The following is a 15,887-nucleotide window of genomic DNA, read 5'->3' on the forward strand; positions in this document are numbered from 1 at the left end:
GAAGTCCGATGAACGGCATATTGAATATCATAAAACCCACGGGGATGACCTCCCATGATGTGGTATATAAAGTTCGAAAAAAACTGGGGATCAAAAAAGTGGGACATACAGGAACCTTGGATCCCAATGCTTCGGGAGTTCTTCCGATTTGCGTCGGTCAGGCTACGAAAATCTCCCGGTTTCTTTTGGAAAAGGAAAAAGCCTACCGCACCACCTGTCGCCTGGGGATGGTAACCGACACCCAGGATCTCGACGGGAAGGTGCTGGCAGAGAAACCCGTAAGGGTAACAAAAGAGGACGTTGAAAAGGCCCTTACACATTTTTCGCCGGGGTATGATCAGCTGCCGCCGATGTACTCCGCCTTAAAGGTTGGAGGGAAAAAACTCTATGAATATGCCCGGGAAGGCATTGAGGTCCCCCGGGATAAGCGTCCGGTGGAGTTAAAAAAACTGGAACTTCTTGATTTCGGGGAGCGGGATTTTTCCCTGGAGGTGGTCTGCTCCAAGGGTACCTATATTCGCACCCTATGCCATGACATTGGAGAAAAACTGAAAACCGGCGGGGTAATGGCGGCCCTGGAAAGAACCGTATCCGGGCCCTTTACCATAGAACAGGGGATTTTATTAGAGGATCTTTTACAAATGGAAAAGGAAGAAATCAAGGAGCGGTTATTTCCTGTGGATTATCCTTTAAAGGATTATCCGAAATACCAAGTGGAAAAAGGCCGGGAGAAATTGGCTTTGAATGGAAACAAAATGCCCCTGGACCCTGAAAAGTTTCCCGAACCCCGGGACTGCCGGGAAAAACCCCAGTACCGGATCTACCTGGATCAACGGTTTATCGGTATCGGAGAGATTATCCGGGAAGAAAGCTCCTTGAAAATGAAGTTTGTAAAGGTGATTCTTTAACCCTCGGGGCTTTCACCCAAAAGAGTATGGTAAAGAAAATGAGGGATTCTTATGAATATATTAAAATTAGATAAATCCTATCAATCCCAAGCCTATCGGGGCATCGCTCTGGGAAACTTTGACGGGGTCCATTTAGGACATCAGCAGCTGCTGAAGGCGGTTCGGAGGGAATCTCAAAAGCGGGAGCTTTGTCCCAGTGTCTATACCTTTTTAAATCATCCCCGAAGACATCAGGGGGAGGCCACCCTGAAAGAGATTACCAGCCTTCAGAAAAAAGCGGAGCTTTTTGCCGCGGAAGGGATCAAAGAGTTGATTCTCAGTCCCTTTAACGATGAAATAAAAAACATGGAGCCCGAGGTTTTTATCACCGAGGTGCTGGTAAAACAGCTGAAAAGCAAATTGATTGTGGTGGGCTTTGATTACCGCTTCGGGAAAAAAGCCCGGGGGAATCCTGAAATGCTGAAAACCTTGGGAAAAATTCATGGTTTTGAGGTGTGTACTATTCATCCTTATAACTTTGAAGAGGAAAAAATCAGCAGTTCGAAAATCCGCGGGTTAATTGAAAAGGGAGAAGTGGCGGTAATGGAAAAATATTTAGGAAGATACTACGCCATTCGAGGACCGGTAATCCGAGGCAAGGGGCTGGGCACCACCTTAGGTTTTCCCACGGCGAATATTAAAATCGACAGCAATCAGATTTTACCGAAAAGCGGGGTGTACGCCACCTTCTCCAGGGTGGATGACAAAATCTATCCCAGCGTGACCTCGGTTGGGCATCAGCCGAAGTTCAATGACCGGTCCGCGGAAGTCGAGTCTTTTTTTATGGATTATGAAGGGAATCTTTATTCCCGCACCGTGGAGACGATTTTTGTAAAGTATATTCGGGGACAGATTTCCTATGAAACCCCCGAGGCTCTCCGTCGTCAAATCGAAAAAGATGCAAAAGAGGCAAAACAACATTTACATTCCAAGATTGATATGATAAACTATTAAATGAATCAATACAACCCGTTCTCGGTAACTCGACAACTCCGGCGACTACTTAGATTGGGGGGTAAAAAACTAGGAGGTATAGTAAACATGGATAAAGAGCAAAAAAACAACATCATTGACAGCTATAAGGTACACGAAAGTGACACCGGTTCTTCAGAGGTGCAAATCGCACTATTGACCGAAAGAATCAATCACTTAAACGAACACCTTAAAACTCACAAAAAAGACCATCACTCAAGAAGAGGGCTTTTAAAAATGGTAGGTAAGAGAAGAAATCTTTTAAACTACTTACGAAAGCAAGATATCGAGAAGTATCGAGATATCATCAAAAAACTGAACTTAAGAAAATAATAAAAGAGCGGGTATCCACCCGCTCTATTATTGAATATAGGAAAGTTTTTTTAAATGGAATATAATCAGCCTTTATTATATCGAGTGTTCTTTTCCCGGTGCAAAAGTCTTAAAAAAAGAGAATATTCGTGATATAATCAATAATAGAGTATAAGAAAGTTGCAAGAAGAAAAAGGAAGAGAAGAAGAGAAGAAGAGAGAAGAGAGAGGAGCACGATAATTTTATGGAAATTTTTGAAATGGAACTTGGAGGGAAACCCCTAGTTATTGAAACCGGAAGAATTGCACAGCTAGCCAACGGATCCTGCTTAGTAAAATATGGAGAGACTTCGGTGCTGGTAACTGCAACAGCTTCAAAGGAACCCCGGGAGGGAATGGATTTTTTCCCCTTAAGCGTGGACTATGAAGAGCGACTGTATGCCGTGGGTAAAATCCCCGGAGGATTTATTAAAAGAGAAGGACGACCGACGGAAAATGCGGTTTTAACCTGTCGTCTAATTGACCGGCCGATCCGCCCCTTATTCCCCGACGGCTACAGAAACAGTGTGCAAGTGGTGGCAACGGTTATGTCCGTGGACCAGGAATGCTCACCGGAAATTGCCGCGATGATCGGTACTTCCGTGGCCCTATCCACTTCCGATATTCCCTTTGACGGCCCCATCGGCGGTGTGAAACTGGGAATGATCGACGGAGAATACGTGGTAAACCCCAGTGAAATCCAATTGGAAGAGAGTCTGATCGACCTTACGGTGGCGGGAACCCGGGATGCGGTGTTAATGCTGGAAGCCGGAGCCAAGGAAGCCCCGGAAGATACCATGCTGGACGCCATCCTCTATGCCCATGAAGAGATCAAAAAAATCGTAAGCTTTGTGGATGGAATCGTGGAAAAAATCGGCAAGGAGAAAATGGTACCAAAGGTTCCCCAAATTGACGATGAACTGCGAAAAGCCGTAGAAGCCTTCGGTGGAGAAAAGATCAAAAACGCCATTAAAACCTTCGATAAGCAGGAGCGAATGGATAAAATCAGTGAAGCGAAGGAAGAAATCATCGCCCACTTTGAAGAGCAGTACAAAGAGGACGAAAACCTGAAGCAGATCAAAAAAGACGTCGGCGGCATCTGTAAAGAGATCGAAAAGCACCATCTTCGACAGATGATCGTTCATGAAAACACCCGTCCCGATGACCGGAAAACCGATGAAATTCGACCGATTACCAGTGATGTAGGGGTTCTTCCCAAGACCCACGGTTCCGGCCTCTTTACAAGAGGACAGACCCAGGTGCTGACCACAGCTACCCTCGGTGCCGTAGGAGAAGTACAAATCATTGACGGACTGGGACTGGAAGAATCGAGACGATACATGCACCACTACAATTTCCCTCCTTACAGTGTGGGTGAGACCGGATTTATGCGAGGACCGGGACGACGGGAAATCGGTCACGGTGCCTTGGCCAGTCGGGCTCTTGAGCCCATGATTCCTTCCAAAGAGGAATTCCCCTATACCCTTCGACTGGTATCGGAAGTTGTGGCCTCTAACGGTTCCACATCTCAGGCCAGTGTTTGCGGAAGCACCCTGTCCTTACTGGACGCCGGTGTGCCTCTTAAGAAAATGGTGGCGGGAATCGCCATGGGAGCCATGCGGGAAGACGATAAAATTGCCATCCTTTCCGATATTCAAGGAATGGAAGACTTCCTTGGGGATATGGACTTTAAAGTTGCAGGAACCGATGACGGAATCACCGCCATGCAAATGGATATGAAAATTGCGGGCATCAGTAAAGAAGTCCTGCAAGAAGCCTTGGAACAGGCAAGAATCGGTCGACTGCATATCCTAGGTGAGATGCGTAAAGTTATCTCCGAACCTCGACCGGAATTATCGCCCTATGCCCCAAGAATTCTGCAAATGAAGATCCATCCCGATAAAATCCGGGAGGTCATTGGAGCCGGTGGTAAAGTCATCAATAAAATTATTGACGATACCGGTGTAAAGATTGACATCGAAGATGACGGAAGCATTTTCATTGCCGCAGAGGACGGAGAATCCGGTAAAGAAGCGATGCAAATCATCGAAAACATCATTAAAGATCCGGAAATCGGAGAGACCTATCAGGGTAAAGTCGTAAAGATTACCAATTTCGGCGCCTTTATGGAAATTCTTCCCGGCAAGGAAGGACTGCTGCACGTATCCAATATTGCCCATGAACGGGTTAATAAAGTGGAGGACGTCTTAAAAGAAGGCCAGGAGATGGAAGTAAAAGTGATTGATATTGATAAAGGCGGGAAAGTTAGTTTATCCCGAAAAGCCCTACTGAAAAAATAACAAGCAGTTAAAAATTACGCAAAACTAAAGCACACAAGAATAAAGCATAAACCCTGTGGTTTATGTTTTTTTCTCGTACATAAGCGAAGATGAAGATGAGGTGAAGAAAATGGCGGGTAAAGGAAAAAAACGAAAAAGTTCATCAAAACAGCGTTATTATAATGAAATATTGGGAATTGCTTTTATCGCCGCAGGCCTTCTGCTCTTAGTGGCCATCATGGATTTAGGAGGCGGGGCCGTGGGAAACGGGATAAATTTTTGCCTTCGGGGGCTTCTCGGGGGAACCGCCCGGATTCTCCCCTTCCTGTTTATTGCCCTGGGCTTTATATCCATCGCTAAGGAAGAGCTGCTGAAGGAAGGTCGGAATCTATGGTTTTTCGGTGGGGTTGTGGTGGCGATGTTGATTTTTAGCTCCTTACTGGAGCAGAGTCTGCTGTTGGATTATTCCCTGCGCTATCCGGATCATAATACTTTTGACCGTTTCAGTAATTATTTTACCCTGGGAGCGGAAGGGGAAGGCAGTGGTTTTTTAGGCATGGTGATCACTTACTACCTCGTGAGTCTCTTTGGGTATTGGGGAACGTTTATTATCACCCTCAGCGGGGTGTTGATCGGATTCATTGTATATACGAAAATATCCATTTATCAATACCTGAAAAAATGGTTTGACCAACTGCAAAAGTTTATTAAAGAACAGTGGGAATCCCAAAAGGTGCGATCGAAGAATCGAAGGCATTTGAAGGAGGAAAAGAAAAAAAAGGCCATGGAAGCGAAGGCCCTGGCAGCCAAAGAAGGGGAAGAAAAAGCCTCGAAAAAAAAGCAGCCTTCCTTTAAGAATCCTTCTGAGGCCGTGGGCATATCCCCGGAGGATCAACATGAAACCGGGGAAGTTGAAACCGGGGAACCAGGGAACCCCTCGGAACAAAAAGACCCCTTGGAAGAAAGGGACCCCTCGGAACAAAAGGTGCAAAAAGGGCTTCCTCCGGAAGCCTTCAGCCCGGAATACTATCAGTCCCATGGGAAAAATTCCGGAGAAGCTTCCCCGGGGGACCGAACCGTCCCGGGAGATGGAACCTCCCCCGGGGGAAATGCCCAGGACCCCTTGCCGGGACAGCTTTCCATCGATCCCAAGCCCCCGGTGAATACCGGAGAAAAACAGGGGATGGAGGCGTTTGAAAACATTGATTTTACCTCCGAGGAAAAGCCCTATCAATTCCCGGGAACCGACCTCTTAACCCGTCGGGCAAAAAAGGAAAGAAATTCCGACCGCAAGCATATGCATGAAAAAGCCAAGGTTTTAGAGGATACCCTGAAGAATTTCGGGGTTAGCGCCAAGGTGGTGCACTTCAGCAAGGGTCCTTCCATCACCCGGTATGAACTCCAACCGGAGACCGGGGTGAAGGTATCGAAGGTGGTAAATTTAAGTGACGATATTGCGTTGAATATGGCGGCCTCCGCCATTCGGATCGAAGCCCCGATTCCCGGAAAAGCCGCCATCGGCATCGAAATCCCCAACGAGGAAACCTCCATGGTGGATCTTCGAGAACTCTTGGAATCCGATGCTTTTCGAAGGGGAAAGGAAAAAATCCCCTTTGCCCTGGGGAAAAATGTGTCCGGCGCTCCCATCATGGGAGACATCTCGAAAATGCCCCATTTACTGATTGCCGGCGCTACGGGCTCGGGAAAGAGTGTGTGCATCAATACCTTGATTTTAAGTATTCTCTACGGGGCCAAGCCCGAGGAAGTGAAGCTGATTTTAGTGGATCCCAAGGTGGTAGAGCTCAATCAATACAACGGGATTCCCCACCTGCTGATCCCCGTGGTGACCGACCCGAAAAAGGCCACCACCGCCCTTAGCTGGGCTGTGGATGAAATGACCAAACGCTATGAGCAGTTTGCGGAAAACGGAGTGAAGGACATTGCCGGCTACAATGAAAAGTTCCCTCAGGATAAACTGCCCTATATCGTGATTATTATTGACGAACTGGCGGACCTAATGCTGGTGGCCCCGGGGGAAGTGGAGGATAAGATCTGTCGAATTGCCCAGATGGCCAGAGCCGCGGGAATTCATTTAATCATCGCCACCCAGCGCCCCTCCGTCAATGTTATTACCGGAGTGATTAAGGCCAACATTCCCTCGAGAATTGCCTTCTCGGTAGCCTCCCAGGTGGATTCCAGAACCATTATCGACACCGGAGGGGCGGAAAAGCTGCTGGGGAAAGGGGATATGCTCTTTCAGCCCATCGGTGCTAATAAGCCCCAGCGACTGCAAGGATCCTTTGTAGAAGAAAATGAAGTGGAAAAAGTGGTCTCCTTTTTGAAAGGGAAAACCGACGAGGAGCCGGAGTATCAACTGTCCCTTCTGGAGGAAATCGAAGTGGAGGAAACGCCCAAGGAAGAACCGGAAGATGCCCTGTACCGTGACGCCCGGGAGTTGGTTATTGAACGGGAACAGGCCTCGGTTTCCATGCTCCAGCGAAAGTTTAAAATCGGTTACAATCGCGCCGCAAGGTTGATCGACGCCTTAGAAGAAGGGGGCGTGGTGGGTCCCCATGAAGGGTCCAAACCTCGGCGGGTGATGGTCTCCAAGGAAGCGGAGCAACTCCAGGAAGCCAATCAGGAAGAGAAGGCGGAGGACTCCCCCCAAGAGGAGCAAAAGAAACCGGAATAATTTCATACTTTTTATCACAAAAAGATTAAAATATGATAAACTGAATTTTAGTTAGGGAAAGAAAGTAGTTAGGGAAAGAAAGGAAGTAGATGAAATGGCTTTAAAGGTTTATATAGAATCCCTGGGTTGTTCGAAGAACTTAATTGATTCGGAATTAATGCTGGGAATCCTACAGAAAAACGGATATGAAATTACCATGGATCAAAAGAGTGCCCAGGCTATTGTGGTAAACACCTGTGGATTTATTGAAGCCGCCAAAGAGGAATCCATCAATCAAATTTTGAAGATGGGGGCCCTGAAGGCAAACGGGTTGAAAACCCTGATTGTGGCAGGATGCCTGGGAGAACGTTATGCCAAGGATTTATTAGAAGAGCTCCCCGAGGTGAACGCCATTGTGGGTACCGGGGATTATGAACGTATTGTAGAGGTTATGAACGAAACCTTAGAGGGCAAACGACTGTACTACGTAGGCAACGTGGACAAAACCTTTGAGGAAGAACATAAACGGGTGCTGACCACCCCGAATCATACCGCCTATTTAAAGATCTCCGACGGCTGTGATAACCTGTGCACCTATTGTATTATTCCCAAGCTCCGGGGAAAATACCGCAGTCGGAAAATGGAGGATATCCTGGAGGAAGCTCAGGATTTAGCGGACCAGGGAGTAAAGGAAGTGATCCTGATTGCCCAGGACACCACCCGGTACGGCATTGATTTATACGACGAATTTCGTCTGCCAAAGCTTTTGGATGAACTCCAAAAGATTGAAGGGATTCAGTGGATTCGAATGCTCTATTCCTATCCCGAGATGATCACCAAGGAATTAATCGAAAGCATGAAAAACAACGCCAAGGTATGCAACTATCTGGATATTCCCATACAGCACGCCAGTGACTCCGTATTGAAACGGATGAACCGAAGGACCGGTCATCAACAGTTAAGGGACCTGATTAAAAATCTACGGGAGGAAATTCCGGAAATTGTGCTGAGAACCTCCTTAATAGTAGGCTTTCCCGGAGAGACGGAGGAAGACTTTGAGATTTTGAAGGACTTTGTTAAAACCCAAAAGTTTGACCGTTTAGGGGCCTTTACCTATTCCATGGAGGAAGACACCCCGGCCTTTAACTTACCCGACCACCTCAGTGAAGACCTGAAAGAGCAGCGGCAAAAAGAAATCATGGAACTGCAGCAGGGTATTTCCCTGGAAAAGAATCAAAACAAGGTGGGCAGAGAAATGCAGGTGCTGATTGAAGAGGATTTAGATCAGGGCGAGTACCTTGGCAGAAGTCAAGGGGATGCTCCGGAAATTGACGGAGGGGTGTATGTGACCAGTGAGTCCCCCCATAAGCCGGGAGACATTGTAAGGGTAAAAATTACCGGAGCAATGGAATATGATTTGATGGGAGAGAGCGTCGATGAAAATGAACTTAGCGAATAAACTGACAATACTTCGAATATTTATGGTGCCGGTTTTCATGGTGTTTTTGTTGCATCAAATCCCCTACGGAGATTACATCGCTGCCTTTGTATTCATCCTTGCCGCCATCACCGACTCCCTGGACGGTTATATTGCCAGGAGTCGAAACCAGATTACCAACTTCGGAAAGTTTATGGACCCCTTAGCGGATAAACTGCTGGTTTCCGCCGCCTTGATATCCCTGGCCTCCATGGGGGAGATCTCCGCCTGGGTAGTGGTGATCATTATTGCCCGGGAATTTACCATCAGCGTCCTTCGGGCTGTGGCCGCAGCCGAGGGCCACGTAATTGCCGCCAGTGTTTGGGGAAAAGTAAAGACGATTTCTCAGATCGTGGCCATATCTTTGATTTTGTTGGATAATTTTCCCTTCCGGTATATTAACGTTCCCGTGGACACCATTGTGCTATGGATCGCGGTGATCTTTACGGTGATTTCCGGAGTGGATTACATCCGGAAGAATAAAAAAATTCTGGACAGTTAAAAAACCTTTGATTTTTTTCGGGAACTACAGTATAATGAAATTAGAACATTCGTTCGAAATATATAATGATAAAGGTGGTGACCAGTTTAACTGGGATTATGGAAAAGAAAAAAGCATTAGACATGGCCATTGGTCAAATTGAAAAGCAGTTCGGAAAAGGTTCCATCATGCAACTGGGAGGAGACGCAATACTGAACATTGATGTGATTCCCACAGGCTCCATCGGCCTGGACGTAGCCTTAGGCGTAGGGGGGGTTCCAAGAGGAAGAATCATAGAAATCTACGGGCCGGAATCTTCGGGTAAGACAACCATATCCCTACATATGATTGCCGAAGCCCAAAAAAATGGAGGGACCGCAGCCTTTATCGATGCGGAGCATGCCCTGGACCCAGCTTATGCCCGAAACCTGGGAGTAAAAGTGGACGAGTTGATTGTCTCTCAACCGGATACCGGAGAGCAGGCCTTGGAAATTACGGAAGCCCTGGTAAGAAGCGGCGCCGTGGATATTGTTACCGTAGACTCCGTGGCGGCTTTAGTGCCTAAGGCGGAAATTGAAGGGGAAATGGGAGACGCCCATGTGGGCCTTCAGGCAAGACTGATGTCCCAGGCCCTTCGTAAACTCTCAGGAGCCATCAGCAAATCCCATACCACGGTGATTTTTATCAATCAGCTTCGGGAGAAGGTCGGAGTCATGTTTGGAAATCCCGAGACCACATCGGGAGGCCGGGCCCTGAAGTTTTACTCCTCGGTGCGGATGGATATTCGAAAAATTGACATCATTAAGCAAGGAAACGACATTCTCGGAAATCGGACCCGGGTAAAGGTCGTGAAAAATAAAGTAGCCCCTCCTTTCAAAAAGGCGGAGTTTGATATTATGTACGGAAAAGGGATTTCCGCATCGGGAGATATTCTCGATCTTGCCAGTGAACTGGACATTGTGGATAAAGCCGGTGCCTGGTACAGCTACGAAGGTACCCGCCTGGGTCAGGGCCGGGAAAATTCCAAAACCTATCTGGAAGAAAATCCCCAGGTGCTGAAGGAGCTGGAACGAAAAATCCGCGTCCATCATCAATTGGTCGAAGACGACAGCACCCCTTCGGAAACCCCGGACAAAGGGGAAACCCCCGGGAATGAAGGCGAAAAGCCTGCAAAAGAAGGAAAAGCTCCTAAAAAAGGAAAGAAAGCGGAATAAGCGGAAAGTTTTCGGTTTAACCTCCGGTAAAGGAAGGGAGGAAAACCCAAAACACAGTAGAAGAACAGCCCCGGGAGAGGTATTTCCGGGGCTTTTCCTATTCTTTCCATGGCTTATCATTGATACCTTGACACTCCTTGGAAAAAAGGATAAAATGAAAAGGTGTACTAATGTAATATTCCTAGGAGAAATGTGTAATAAGGGATTGAAAAAATTTAATAAAGGAGGTGTCCAATATCGAACCAACAATGATACTATGGCTAATCGTAGCTGCAATTGTAGGATGCCTTGCTGGATATTTTATTCGTAAAAATATTGCAGAGGGAAAAATAAATAATGCAGAAAAATTAGCTGACAAAATTGAAAAAGAAGCAATAAAAGATGCAGAAACCAAGAAAAAAGAACTATTGTTAGAAGCGAAGGAAGAAGTGCATCGACTGAGAAATGACTTTGAAAGAGAAAGTCGGGATCGAAGAAACGAGCAGCAAAAGATTGAAAAACGATTGCTTCAAAAAGAAGAAAGTTTAGATCGAAAAGCGGAGGGCATAGAAGCCAAAGAGAACAAGTACAACAAAAAGCTGAAGGATCTTGAGGACAAAGAAGGAAAAATTGAGGGGCTGATCGAAGAACAAAAGATCAAGCTCGAAGAAGTTTCCGGTCTTACTCAGGAGGAAGCAAAACGAATTTTAATGAACGATGTAGAAAAAGAAGCCAAGCATGAAGCAGCGATGATGGTAAAGGAAATTGAAAGCCAGGCGAAGGAAGACGCAGACAAAAAAGCCCGGGAAATTATTGCCTACTCCATCCAAAAATGCGCGGCGGACCATGTAGCGGAAACCACCGTTACCGTGGTGGAATTACCCAACGATGAAATGAAGGGACGGATTATCGGTCGGGAAGGTCGAAATATTCGAACATTAGAAACCTTAACCGGTATTGATCTGATCATTGATGATACCCCTGAGGCCGTAATTTTATCAGGGTTTGATCCTATTAGAAGAGAAGTTGCACGAATTGCTCTGGAACGATTGATTGTGGATGGAAGAATCCATCCCGCAAGAATCGAAGAAATGGTGGAAAAAGCGAAAAAAGATGTGGAAGAGATCATCAAAGAAACCGGAGAGCAGGCAACCTTTGACACCGGTGTATACGGACTGCATCCTGAGCTTATGAGGCTTCTGGGACGACTGAAGTACCGAAAAAGCTACGGACAAAACGTATTAAAGCATGCCATTGAAGTTTCCCACTTAGCGGGAATTATGGCCACGGAACTGGGACAGGATCCCAAGGTGGCAAAACGGGCAGGACTGCTGCATGATATCGGAAAAGCTGTGGACCACGAAGTGGAAGGTCCCCATGTGGAAATCGGTATGAATTTACTGAAAAAGTATAAAGAATCCAAAGCCGTGATCCACGCCATGAGTACCCACCATGGAGACTACGAACCGGAAAGTCTGGAAGCGATTTTAATCACTGCTGCCGATGCGGTTTCCGCCGCAAGACCGGGAGCAAGACGAGAAACTCTGGAGTCTTACATTAAAAGACTGGAAAAACTCGAAGAAATTGCCAACAAATATGAAGGCGTAGAAAAATCCTTTGCCATTCAGGCGGGACGGGAAATTCGAATCGTGATCAAACCGGAAAGCTATAATGATGAACAGATGGTTATGCTGGCCCGGGACATTACAAAGAACGTGGAATCGGAACTGGAATATCCGGGACAGATTAAAGTCAATGTCATTCGGGAAACCAGAGCCATTGAGTACGCAAAATAAGCGCTTAGGACCACTCAATCCCTAAGCTCAAAATCCATAGGGAAACAAGGGGAAGGATGGAAAACATCCTTCCTTTTTTAATGTTGACAAAAAGAGTCGGGTATACTATAATGGTTTTATTGAATTCCAAGTATTTCAGTCGGGAATATTCTGACGATTTGATAAGGAGGGTGGATATGAAATTTTCCACAAAGGGTCGCTATGGTCTAAAGGCCATGTTCGATCTGGCCATGAACTACGGCGACGGACCCATAACATTGAAAAACATCGCCCAACGGCAGGACATCTCGGAACACTATTTAGAACAGTTGATCGCTACACTTCGAAGAGCAAAGCTGGTAAAAAGTGTACGGGGAGCCCAAGGGGGATACATGCTAAATCATCCTCCGGAAGAAATTACCGTAGGGGCGATTATACGGTCCCTGGAAGGTCCTGTAGGGCCGGCGGATTGTGTAATGGATGCGGATTCCGAGGAATGCCGAAATCAGGAATCCTGTGTAACTCGGCTGGTCTGGGCAAGAATCCAGGAAAGTGTAAACGATGTGATCGATACCACTACCCTGGCCCATATGCTGGAGGATCAGGAGAAGATCAACAACAAGAAAAATTACATGTTTTATATATAAGAAAAGGGGTGTAATAATGAAAAAAAGAGTGTACATGGACTATTCAGCAACGGCACCGATGAGAGAAAAAGTTCTAGAGGAAATGATGGACTTTATGAAAACGGAATACGGCAATCCCTCCAGTCTTCATAGTTTTGGAAGAGAGAGCAAAAATGCCGTGGATACCGCAAGGGATCGTATTGCGAAAACCTTAAACGCCAAGTCACGGGAAATATATTTCACCGGCGGCGGCTCTGAATCCGACAACTGGGCGATTAAAGGGTATGCCTTCGCCAACAGGAACAAAGGAAATCATATTATCACCACGAAAATTGAACACCACGCGGTGCTTTACGCCGTGGAATATTTGGAAAAAGAGCACGGCTTTACTGCAACCTATCTCGACGTGGACGAAGACGGTTTAATCGATTTGGAAGAACTCAAAAATGCCATTACCGACGAAACCATTTTGATCACGGTCATGTTTGCCAACAACGAAATCGGTACCATCCAGCCCATTAAAGAGATCGGTGCCATTGCCAGGGAACGAAAAGTGGCCTTTCACACCGACGGCGTACAAATCTACGGCAACGGAAAAGTGGATGTGGAGGAGTTAAACATTGATATGCTCAGTCTCTCCGCCCATAAGATCCACGGTCCCAAGGGGATCGGTGCCTTGTATATTCGTCCCGGCATCCGGCTGCATAACTTGATTCACGGCGGCGCTCAGGAGCGAAAGAAACGGGCGGGCACCGAGAACGTACCGGGTATTGTGGGTTTTGGAAAGGCTGCGGAGTTGGCCCATGAAAACCTGGAAGAACGGATTCAGGAAAAAACCCGACTGCGGGATAAATTGATTGACGGGATTTTAGAAACGATTCCCCACACTCTGTTAAACGGGCACCGTACCAAAAGATTGCCCAACAATACCAATATTTCCTTTCGCTATATTGAAGGGGAATCCCTGCTTCTCAGCCTGGATATGGTAGGTATTGCCGCCTCCAGCGGTTCCGCCTGCACCTCCGGATCTTTGGATCCCTCCCATGTGCTCCTCTCTTTGGGACTGACCCATGAAGTGGCCCACGGCTCCCTCAGACTGACCATCGGAGTCTATAATACCGAAGAGGAAGTAGATTATGTATTAGAACAGTTGCCTCCCATTGTGGAGAGGTTGCGACAGATGTCCCCACTATATGAAGAAATCCAAGGAGGTAATCAATAATGTATACAGAAACTGTTATGGAACACTTTACCAACCCCAGAAATGTAGGCGAGATTAAGGATGCCGACGGCGTAGGCCAGGTAGGAAACCCGAAATGCGGGGATATTATGAAGATGTACTTTAAAATCGATGATCAGGAAGTCATCACCGATGTGAAATTCAAGACCTTCGGATGCGGATCGGCGATTGCCAGCTCCTCCATCGCCACGGAACTGATCAAGGGAAAAACCGTAAAGGAAGCCTTAAACATCAGCAATAAAAAAGTGGTGGAAGAACTGGGAGGACTGCCCTCGGCCAAAATCCACTGTTCCGTATTAGCAGAGCAGGCCATTAAATCCGGAATTTATGACTATGCATCGAAAAACAATAAGCATTATGAAGAATTGGAAGGCTTTGATCCCGAGGCTGCCCAGGAAGACCATCATTAATAATAATTTCCCCGCCGGTAAACTCTCGGGGATCCAATCGAAATAACCAAAGAAAATACAGTGAGATGCTGTGTTTTCTTTTTTTTAAATAGATTTATCCTATAATATTTGCTAAAATGAAAGGTGAAGGAAAAGATTCTGAAAATCTGAAGGAAAGGCTTTCGGAATAGGGAGGGGATTTTCGTGTGGAGGGCATCATGGATGAGTTTTACAACGGCCTTACTGAATGCAGGGAATAACGAAGTATCCCGGTTCGCGGATAGAGGGTACATTATGAACTTTTTATCCTTCCTGATATTGCTGGGGGTACTCCTGCTGATTGGTTTTAGTATTTATTACTTAATACATATCGGGAATAATTTTTTATATCGGGATCGACGGATTCATATTGGAAAAAAACAGATTTTTTACTTCCTGCTGTTCTTTTTTGTGGTACTGATTCTCATCGGCCTTTATACCATTCAGGGGTTTTTACTCCAGCTGGTCGCCCCCTTCCTCGCCGCCTTTGCCATCGCCTATATCCTGAACCCCGCGGTGACCCTGATGGATCGAAAGGGGATCAAAAGACCCTATGGCATTCTTTTGATCTATGCCGGGATCATTGGGGTCCTGGTCATCCTGTCCATAAGTTTTTTCCCCAGGATTACCGGGGAGATGCGCCGGTTGATGGAGGTCCTTCCCCAATACGTGGAAAACATTTACGGTAACTTTCAGGCCTTTTATGAAAGGAATTTTCACCGTATCGGCTTTTTACCGGAAAACCTGGAAAACATCGGGGAGATGTTTGATATCAACCTGGAGCGTTTCCAGGAGATGTTTGCGGGAACCTTCGGATCCATTACCCGCACCTTTCAGGGCTTTTTCACCCGGGTAATCAATGTGATTTTAACCCCGATTATTACCTTTTACTTTTTAAAAGACCGGGAAAGATTCAAAAAAAATATCCTCCGGCTGATCCCACCCTGGGGCCGTCAGCAGGCCCTGCACATCGGCCACGATTTGAACAAAGCCCTGGGAGGCTTTGTCAGAGGACAGCTGTTGGTGGCCCTGTTTGTGGGAACCATGACCACGGTGGCCCTGTTGATCCTTCGGGTGGAATTTGCGGTACTGGTGGGAATGATTGCAGGAATATTCAATATCATACCCTATTTAGGCCCCTTTATCGGCATTATCCCCGCGGTGTTTTTCGCCCTCTTGGACGGGCCCATGAAAGCGCTTTGGGTCATCGCCGTATTTACAGCGATTCAACAGATTGAAAGTGGCATTGTCACTCCCCGGGTGGTGGGCAAGCGGGTAGGATTTCATCCTGTATTCGTGATGCTGTCGTTAATGATCGGGGGCCGGATGTTCGGTCTTCTCGGCATGCTTATTGCCGTCCCCACGGCGGTGACCATCCATGTTTTGGGAAAACACTTTATTGCCTTGGTTAAACGGATGTAAAATGATATAATTTTGAAAAGCACCAC

The 15,887-nt window shown here is 46.6% G+C and carries 13 protein-coding genes; all 13 read left to right on the top strand.

Annotated elements, in window-relative coordinates; genetic code table 11:
• Positions 1–8: 8 nt before the first annotated feature.
• The 13 genes from truB (at position 9) to ISALK_RS03850 (ending at position 15,861) form a co-directional block, all read left to right on the top strand.
• Positions 9–908, top strand: a complete 900-nt coding sequence (truB, locus tag ISALK_RS03790; protein ID WP_160719193.1) for a tRNA pseudouridine(55) synthase TruB — start codon at positions 9–11, stop codon at positions 906–908.
• Positions 909–959: 51 nt separating this feature from the next.
• A complete protein-coding gene (locus tag ISALK_RS03795; RefSeq protein ID WP_160719195.1) occupies positions 960–1,901 on the top strand; it encodes a bifunctional riboflavin kinase/FAD synthetase in 942 nt (313 codons plus the stop codon).
• Positions 1,902–1,988: 87 nt separating this feature from the next.
• Positions 1,989–2,252, top strand: a complete 264-nt coding sequence (gene rpsO, locus ISALK_RS03800) for a 30S ribosomal protein S15 (protein WP_160719197.1) — start codon at positions 1,989–1,991, stop codon at positions 2,250–2,252.
• Between the two features lie 223 nt (positions 2,253–2,475).
• On the top strand, positions 2,476–4,569 hold the full coding sequence (gene pnp / locus ISALK_RS03805) for a polyribonucleotide nucleotidyltransferase (protein WP_160719199.1): 2,094 nt from the start codon (positions 2,476–2,478) through the stop codon (positions 4,567–4,569).
• A 109-nt stretch (positions 4,570–4,678) separates the two neighbouring features.
• Positions 4,679–7,240 (top strand): DNA translocase FtsK, encoded by a 2,562-nt coding sequence (locus ISALK_RS15310; protein ID WP_306770693.1) that lies wholly within the window; start codon positions 4,679–4,681, stop codon positions 7,238–7,240.
• Positions 7,241–7,334: 94 nt separating this feature from the next.
• Positions 7,335–8,678 carry a 30S ribosomal protein S12 methylthiotransferase RimO gene (rimO, locus tag ISALK_RS03815; protein ID WP_160719201.1) on the top strand — a complete coding sequence of 448 codons (1,344 nt, stop codon included), beginning with the start codon at positions 7,335–7,337 and terminating at the stop codon, positions 8,676–8,678.
• Complete coding sequence (gene pgsA / locus ISALK_RS03820) at positions 8,662–9,198, top strand: CDP-diacylglycerol--glycerol-3-phosphate 3-phosphatidyltransferase (RefSeq protein ID WP_160719487.1); 537 nt, start codon at positions 8,662–8,664, stop codon at positions 9,196–9,198. Before rimO ends, pgsA begins: the two co-directional genes overlap by 17 nt.
• 98 nt (positions 9,199–9,296) lie before the next feature.
• Complete coding sequence (gene recA / locus ISALK_RS03825; RefSeq protein WP_201756837.1) at positions 9,297–10,391, top strand: recombinase RecA; 1,095 nt, start codon at positions 9,297–9,299, stop codon at positions 10,389–10,391.
• Positions 10,392–10,627: 236 nt separating this feature from the next.
• Positions 10,628–12,166, top strand: coding sequence for a ribonuclease Y (rny, locus tag ISALK_RS03830; RefSeq protein ID WP_371723516.1), 1,539 nt, complete (start codon positions 10,628–10,630; stop codon positions 12,164–12,166).
• A 176-nt stretch (positions 12,167–12,342) separates the two neighbouring features.
• Positions 12,343–12,792 carry an RrF2 family transcriptional regulator gene (locus ISALK_RS03835; RefSeq protein ID WP_160719205.1) on the top strand — a complete coding sequence of 150 codons (450 nt, stop codon included), beginning with the start codon at positions 12,343–12,345 and terminating at the stop codon, positions 12,790–12,792.
• A gap of 16 nt (positions 12,793–12,808) precedes the next feature.
• Positions 12,809–13,993, top strand: a complete 1,185-nt coding sequence (gene nifS, locus ISALK_RS03840; protein ID WP_160719207.1) for a cysteine desulfurase NifS — start codon at positions 12,809–12,811, stop codon at positions 13,991–13,993.
• Positions 13,993–14,421 carry a Fe-S cluster assembly scaffold protein NifU gene (nifU, locus tag ISALK_RS03845; RefSeq protein ID WP_160719209.1) on the top strand — a complete coding sequence of 143 codons (429 nt, stop codon included), beginning with the start codon at positions 13,993–13,995 and terminating at the stop codon, positions 14,419–14,421. Before nifS ends, nifU begins: the two co-directional genes overlap by 1 nt.
• 201 nt (positions 14,422–14,622) lie before the next feature.
• Positions 14,623–15,861: an AI-2E family transporter gene (locus ISALK_RS03850; RefSeq protein WP_160719211.1), complete on the top strand. Its 1,239-nt coding sequence runs from the start codon at positions 14,623–14,625 to the stop codon at positions 15,859–15,861.
• Positions 15,862–15,887: the final 26 nt, after the last annotated feature.

It is taken from the genome of Isachenkonia alkalipeptolytica (assembly GCF_009910325.1).
GTDB classification, from domain to species: Bacteria; Bacillota; Clostridia; order Peptostreptococcales; family T1SED10-28; genus Isachenkonia; species Isachenkonia alkalipeptolytica.

Bases quoted from the DNA above. Each gene is read 5' to 3' on its own strand.
- recA (WP_201756837.1), top strand. From the start codon at position 9,297: ATGGAAAAGAAAAAAGCATTAGACATGGCCATTGGTCAAATTGAAAAG.
- rpsO (WP_160719197.1), top strand. From the start codon at position 1,989: ATGGATAAAGAGCAAAAAAACAACATCATTGACAGCTATAAGGTACAC.
- nifU (WP_160719209.1), top strand. From the start codon at position 13,993: ATGTATACAGAAACTGTTATGGAACACTTTACCAACCCCAGAAATGTA.
- ISALK_RS03835 (WP_160719205.1), top strand. From the start codon at position 12,343: ATGAAATTTTCCACAAAGGGTCGCTATGGTCTAAAGGCCATGTTCGAT.
- ISALK_RS15310 (WP_306770693.1), top strand. From the start codon at position 4,679: ATGGCGGGTAAAGGAAAAAAACGAAAAAGTTCATCAAAACAGCGTTAT.
- pgsA (WP_160719487.1), top strand. From the start codon at position 8,662: ATGAACTTAGCGAATAAACTGACAATACTTCGAATATTTATGGTGCCG.
- nifS (WP_160719207.1), top strand. From the start codon at position 12,809: ATGAAAAAAAGAGTGTACATGGACTATTCAGCAACGGCACCGATGAGA.
- ISALK_RS03850 (WP_160719211.1), top strand. From the start codon at position 14,623: ATGAGTTTTACAACGGCCTTACTGAATGCAGGGAATAACGAAGTATCC.
- pnp (WP_160719199.1), top strand. From the start codon at position 2,476: ATGGAAATTTTTGAAATGGAACTTGGAGGGAAACCCCTAGTTATTGAA.
- rimO (WP_160719201.1), top strand. From the start codon at position 7,335: ATGGCTTTAAAGGTTTATATAGAATCCCTGGGTTGTTCGAAGAACTTA.
- truB (WP_160719193.1), top strand. From the start codon at position 9: ATGAACGGCATATTGAATATCATAAAACCCACGGGGATGACCTCCCAT.
- ISALK_RS03795 (WP_160719195.1), top strand. From the start codon at position 960: ATGAATATATTAAAATTAGATAAATCCTATCAATCCCAAGCCTATCGG.